This is a genomic window from Nitrospirota bacterium (genome assembly GCA_016219645.1).
Lineage (GTDB): Bacteria > Nitrospirota > Nitrospiria > Nitrospirales > Nitrospiraceae > Palsa-1315.
Genome location: JACRLR010000044.1, coordinates 52,867 through 58,866 on the forward strand (window position 1 = coordinate 52,867; position 6,000 = coordinate 58,866).

The 6,000-nt window shown below is 55.1% G+C and carries 6 protein-coding genes; 1 reads left to right on the plus strand and 5 read right to left on the minus strand.

Going from position 1 to position 6,000, the window contains the following annotated elements:
• Window positions 1-238: 238 nt before the first annotated feature.
• Window positions 239-979: a YggS family pyridoxal phosphate-dependent enzyme gene (locus HZB34_14890; GenBank protein ID MBI5317247.1), complete on the plus strand. Its 741-nt coding sequence runs from the start codon at window positions 239-241 to the stop codon at window positions 977-979.
• Window positions 980-997: 18 nt separating this feature from the next.
• Here HZB34_14890 and HZB34_14895 read toward each other — a convergent pair whose 3' ends face one another.
• The 5 genes from HZB34_14895 to HZB34_14915 all read right to left on the minus strand — a co-directional run bounded on the left by HZB34_14895 (window position 998) and on the right by HZB34_14915 (window position 5,742).
• Window positions 998-1,828, minus strand: coding sequence for a formylglycine-generating enzyme family protein (locus HZB34_14895; protein ID MBI5317248.1), 831 nt, complete (start codon window positions 1,826-1,828; stop codon window positions 998-1,000).
• A 211-nt stretch (window positions 1,829-2,039) separates the two neighbouring features.
• Complete coding sequence (locus HZB34_14900; GenBank protein ID MBI5317249.1) at window positions 2,040-2,711, minus strand: formylglycine-generating enzyme family protein; 672 nt, start codon at window positions 2,709-2,711, stop codon at window positions 2,040-2,042.
• Window positions 2,712-2,962: 251 nt separating this feature from the next.
• Window positions 2,963-3,475, minus strand: coding sequence for a DUF4112 domain-containing protein (locus HZB34_14905; GenBank protein MBI5317250.1), 513 nt, complete (start codon window positions 3,473-3,475; stop codon window positions 2,963-2,965).
• A 132-nt stretch (window positions 3,476-3,607) separates the two neighbouring features.
• Window positions 3,608-4,870 carry a methane monooxygenase/ammonia monooxygenase subunit B gene (locus HZB34_14910; GenBank protein ID MBI5317251.1) on the minus strand — a complete coding sequence of 421 codons (1,263 nt, stop codon included), beginning with the start codon at window positions 4,868-4,870 and terminating at the stop codon, window positions 3,608-3,610.
• A complete protein-coding gene (locus HZB34_14915) occupies window positions 4,867-5,742 on the minus strand; it encodes a methane monooxygenase/ammonia monooxygenase subunit A (protein MBI5317252.1) in 876 nt (291 codons plus the stop codon). Before HZB34_14915 ends, HZB34_14910 begins: the two co-directional genes overlap by 4 nt.
• Between the last annotated feature and the right edge of the window lie 258 nt (window positions 5,743-6,000).

Here is a 6,000-nt window from a genome sequence, read left to right on the forward strand (position 1 = left end):
GCTCAAACCCTCAACGTACCCCAAGGGTACGCCTCGGGCCTTCGCTCGCTGCGGCCTTGCTGAACGGTCTTTTTGAGCATCCTGCGTGGAAGGCTCGTGTTATCTCACGACGTGCAAACAAGTGCTATTCAGGCATGCACAGAGATTATTCTCGCAGCCTGCTAGACCGTGAAAAATATGATCTACATGACGCTTCATTATCTGTGGGCCAGTTCAAGAAGATAGGACACCAGGATACATGACGACAACCATCGCCTCACGGCTCCAAGCGGTACATGACCGTATCACCACTGTGGCCCAATCCTGCGGCCGGAAACCTGGGGAGATTACGCTGCTCGCAGCGAGTAAAACCAACCCTGCCGAGCGATTGCGGGAGGCCTGGCAGGCGGGGCAAAAGATTTTTGGCGAGAATTACCTGCAGGAAGCGCTGGCAAAAATGCAGCACCTGACCGATCTTCCGATCGAATGGCATTTTATCGGCCCGATACAGAGCAATAAGACGCGGCGCATCTCGGAGAATTTCTCCTGGGTTCACAGTGTAGACAGGGCAAAAATTGCCGACCGGCTGTCAAAGGACAGGCCTGAATCATTGCCACCGTTGCAAATCTGTTTACAGGTCAATGTGAGCGGGGAGGCAAGTAAGAGTGGTGTGGCTCCCGAAGAGCTGGCTAGCCTGGCCGAGCATGCCGTTCGCCTGCCGCGCCTGAAACTGCGAGGATTAATGGCCGTCCCTGAACTTACAACCGCCACGGCATTGCAGCGCAGCCAGTTCCACATGCTGTGGGAACTATTTGATCGGCTCAAGCGGGATGGATACGAACTCGATACGCTCTCTATGGGAATGTCAGAAGATATGGATAATGCCATTGCCGAAGGCGCAACGATGGTACGCGTCGGCACCGCGATTTTCGGACCCAGGCGTTATCTGATCCCCGAGGAGATAGCCGCCCTCGCGGCCAAAAGAGCACAAGAGCTTTGAAATGTTGAAAGCCAACGGCTATGGTTTTTTCACGCATCGCAAACCAGGGAGATATTGGCTTCTGAATGTCGGGGGATCCCAGTACCGATCTGAAGAGCGCAACGCTCGTGGACTGCTGTTCCAAGCGCCGCCACGAATCCCTTTGAACCCACCAGTCGGCGGTCCTTCCGGATTCCTCTGCTGGCTGCTTTTGTAATAGTCATGGTCATACCAGTCACTGACCCACTCCCAGACGTTCCCGGCCATATCGTAAACGCCATAGGGACTTTTGCCCTCTTCGAATGATCCCACCGGTGCCAAGGCTCCATGATTGTTCGACCCTGTTTGTCCATAATTCGCATGGCGGGGTGTTGGTGGCTCGTTGCCCCACGGATAGAGGCGGCCATCGGTCCCTCGAGCCGCCTTTTCCCATTCCGCTTCCGTCGGCAAACGCTTGCCGGCCCATTTACAATAGGCCGCTGCATCCTCCCAATCCACATTGGAGACCGGCCGCTTCTTATTCGAAGGCTGATTCATCGTCCTCCAGTCCGACGGTGCACTATTCCCTGTTTCCTGCAGAAATGCAGCATACTGCTCCACTGTCACTTCGTGCCTGTCGATCAAGAATGAATCCAGGTAGACCTGGTGGGGCGGGCGTTCGTCCGCGTCTCCGTTTGCGCTCCCCATTGTGAACTCTCCAGCCGGCACCAGCACCATCGGCGGTTCTTGCGATTGAGCCGACACTGTCCTCACATAACCCTGGTTGTGCCCTGTAGCTGGTTGCAGGGGGCTATTCTCACCGGCTATTGCCGCCATAGCTGGGTATGTAACAAGGCCGAACCACGCGACCATCACAAACATCCTTCTCATGAACTCCCTCCACAATATTTGACTGAAGAACCATTTTTCGCCCCACGCTCGCATGAGCTAATGGGCAAAAACTATAATGCCTGGTACCTCAAAAAAACAACCATATAGGTAGTCAGGCGAGGCTCAGGGCTACCCTGAGCTATGACCTCCCAGAACTGTTCCTCTGCCGGGACTTTACCATCCCAATAGAGGAAGTAAGGCCTGTTCTTGACTAAGGATTCTTCGCACAGCGGAACCCGGTGAGTCCCTGGTCTGTCGGCGAGATGACGCTCCGATTCGCCGAGCGCAGGGCCCGTGCGTTCCCGTTCCAGGCCCCCCCGCGGATCACTCTTGTTCCACCAGAAGACGGGCCTGTGGGGTTCTTTGGCGGGCCGCTCTTGTAGTAACGGAAGTCATAGAAGTCACTGACCCATTCCCAGACATTCCCGGCCATATCGTAGAGGCCATAGGGACTCTTGCCATCTTCGAACGACCCAACCGGTGCCAAGGCCCCATGGTTGTTCCAATCCGTCTTGCCGAAATTCGCGTGACGAGGCGTCGGTGGCTCGTTACCCCATGGATAGAGGCGGCCATCTGTTCCACGCGCTGCCTTCTCCCACTCTGCCTCTGTCGGTAAACGCTTGTTGACCCATTTGCAGTACGCAGCCGCATCCACCGAATCCATATTCGCCGCTGGGCGTTTCTGGTGTGCAGGTTGGTTCATTATCTTCCAGTCCGAAGGCGGTTCGACCCCTTTCGCCTGCAAAAAAGCCGCATATTGCCCCACGGTGACTTCATATTTATCCATCAAGAATGCATCCAAATAGACTTTTCGCTCCGGCTTTTCGTCCGAATCTCCCGCTTCACTCCCCATCGTAAACTCTCCTGCGGGCACCAGCGCCATATCAGCTGGTTCCGAGGCCATAGAGGGGGGTACAGCGAGTCCCAACAACGCGACCAGTACGAACAATCGTCTCATAAACCGCCTCCGGATATTGTTATGAAATCATGGCGCCTGCTGACCTGACAGCATCTGATAGGCGGAAACTATAATGCCTCTCGCATCAGAAACTCAACCGGACATGAATGATAGCTGATGCGCAACGAGCCAGAAAAGCGGGATCGGAAAGATAGGGATGAAACGACAACCCATCTCTATTGGGCAATGGCATTCCAGAGGTGTATGACGATCCACAGCACTGCTCCAATGGTGAGCAGGAGAAGCACGACGGTTCCCCCGATGATGCAGACCATATAGAGCCAGGCCTGCCGTGTTTCCCGATAGGGCTGTGCTGTAGCACGCCGCAGCAACCGTGCATTTCTAGCGTGACTCTTAAACCAGATGGAGAAGAGGTCGCCGACAATGGGAATGGCGCCAACCGCTCCATTAATGAGGAGATTCAGGCTCATCCGTGCCAGAACGATCTCCGGCACATGGAGCCGTGCGGCCAAGACCAGAATGGCGGTCCCGATCAGGTTGGCCAGCATGTCGCCGACTCCGGGAATCAGTCCGAGCAACGGATCGAGTCCGACAGAGAGGGGCGTGCCTGGGATTTTGAGCGAGGTATCCAGAATTTTGGCTAAGAGTTCAGCTGTCTCTACCAGGGTCTCTCGTTGATGGGTGGAATCTGACGAGTCTGATGCGCGATGTGGGGCTGGGGCAGCCACGATATGACAGGGCTATCTGAGTGGGTACCATCTCAAACGCACTTATCACGGTCGTTAAAAAAGCCGATCCGCCATCCCATCTTGCGATGGGGGCGGATCGGCTTCACGTCTACACGTGTTTAACCCGGGAACTTATCCCTGAGCCCTCGTAAAGACCGGGATAATGGCACCGGAAATGCTGTTGATATGACGATTTCCGGAATCATCCCAGGACATCACCAGCCCCCCGAACCGTTGTTCCGGATCGTGGACCAGGTCCATCAGTCTCTGGAACTCCCACAGCGAATCTCTGGAGTCAAGCTTGATATCCTTCGTTTCGCCTGGAAGGATCGGGGAATCATCTTCCATGTTCAAGCCGTCGGTGGCCATAATTTCTGCTGGATAGTTCGGATCCAGGTTATTGGCCACGCCGACCTTGTTCAGGAATCTGATGCCTGCCGTTGTGAACTCTCCGATCCTCAGTGGGCTCTCGCCGTTATTGGTGACGGTCAGGGTCATGCGGAGGGCGCGACCCGGAACGTCATAGTCTGCCGCGAGAACTTTCATTGTGAGGTCCGACTGCAAGTGCGTCGGCTTAATAAGCGGCGCACCGGCCTGGAGAGGAATCGTATAGGGATACTGGGAGTCTGTAACGAAGAAACCGATTGCGATGATTGTAAAACACACTCCGAGCATGACATAGGCTGCCACTCGGTCGGCCGGGTCATTCAGCAATTCATCCCCGCCTTCCTGTGCCAGCACTCTGGCGCGAATCAAGAACATCGGTCTGACCATGAACCAGCCGATCCAGAGGAATCCGAGGCCTCCCCAGAGAATATGCCAGAAGATCCCTGTCCCGAGACCTGCGGTCTCCGTATCGACGGTTCCTCCCACCAACAATTTTATCGGGTTGGTGAAATCTTTATGGTTGCCAGTGATATCCATCCAGCCCCCGGGGCCTGCAATAGGACCGGCCCCGTTGACGGCCAACATCGGGTGAATGTGGTGATGGCCAGGTAGGCGAGCCCTCAGCTTGATTACGTACTCGTAGTCCCCGCCCAGCTCCATTGGGCCGGACGTGAACATCGGTACGCCGTTCACTTTCGAGCTCAGACGCGTGAACACTGAACTCGGGCTACCTACGTTAATAAAGGTACGACTGGGTCTCACGACGGCCCTTGGCCAGTCTTCAGCAATATGCATCTTGCCTGACAGCATCGCCTCATCGTTGACGGAGGTCTTCCCAGGATTCCACCTTGTATCGTACCATTGGGCAGTACGCATCCGAAGGAATGGTTCCTGAGAGCGCTCTCCATGGGCGACAGCGGGAGAGGCGCTAAACATCAGGGTAAGCCCGAGTGTCGCCACCCCGACTGAGCCGATCACACAAAACTTTAGTATGTTTTTTGTGTTCATGATTTCCCTTCCAATACGGGCGCTGGAACCCCCGGTAATGTTCCATGCCGCAATGCGTATTCATCCGTGCCGACGATCATGATGTCATTCGCCCGGTGTCTCACTCCTCTCTTGCCCTTAACCCAGAAGAAGGATTGGCCGACGAAATGGCCAACTTGCCACCAAATGGTGAACATCAACATGGAAATGAAGGCCGAGAAGAATGCCGAGATCCAGACCGTGTGTCCGCCGAACGTACGCAGCGATCCCACTTCGATGATCCGGATATATTCAGGCGTTCCAGTACGTACGAAGGTGAAGCCCATATAGTCGGCCAGCGACAGCAGCTGACCATCTACGACCACCGGTTGGTGGCTGTATGCGAATATCGGATAGTTTGACGGATTAAACATCATTGCGAATGCCCATACGCCGAATATGGCTGTGAGCATCCAGCTTCTGGTCAGCAGCAGAGTGCAGTCAAGGATCAGTGCGCTCGAAATCATGGTGGCCGGCATGACGAAGTTCGCGGGGAAATTCGCCCACCAGTACCAGGCAAGCACGATCGTGATCCATTTTCCTACGAGGAGCCCTGTGATGCTCAAGGTTGCACCAAAGGGTTGCCTATAGAACGTCCAGAAGTAGTACATGATGGCCCCCGGGTACATCACCTCTACAATGGGGGTGACAGTTACCCAGAATTGCCGATCCTTCCAGTCAATCCAGAAATCCCAATCTCCCGCGAGCAGGTCGAAATGCATGTGAAAGGTCGCGAACACTCCAAAATACGCGATCGGAATAAAATAGATCGCGTCGAGCATTCTCGACAGCTTGACGCCTTCCGGCGGTAGCTTGCTGGCCTTGATAATTTCCTTTGTTCTAAACAGTGCCATTTGTCGCCTCCTCACTCATTCTAAACATCTGTCTCCTCCATTGTTCCAGCCGGCCGTTCGTCCCGCCCCGTATTCCAGAATCTGGAGAGACGGGGTTGACGCGCCACAGTCGAATGCCCCTTAGTAGGGGAGGACGTGCAAGACCTTCTTGTCCTCGTTGTTCCAGACCACATCACACAGGTTCGACATGCGGCAGACAATCTGCGCCGCCACGCCGCCGGTCCCGCCGAACAACCCGCACCAGCCCAGGGTCACAAA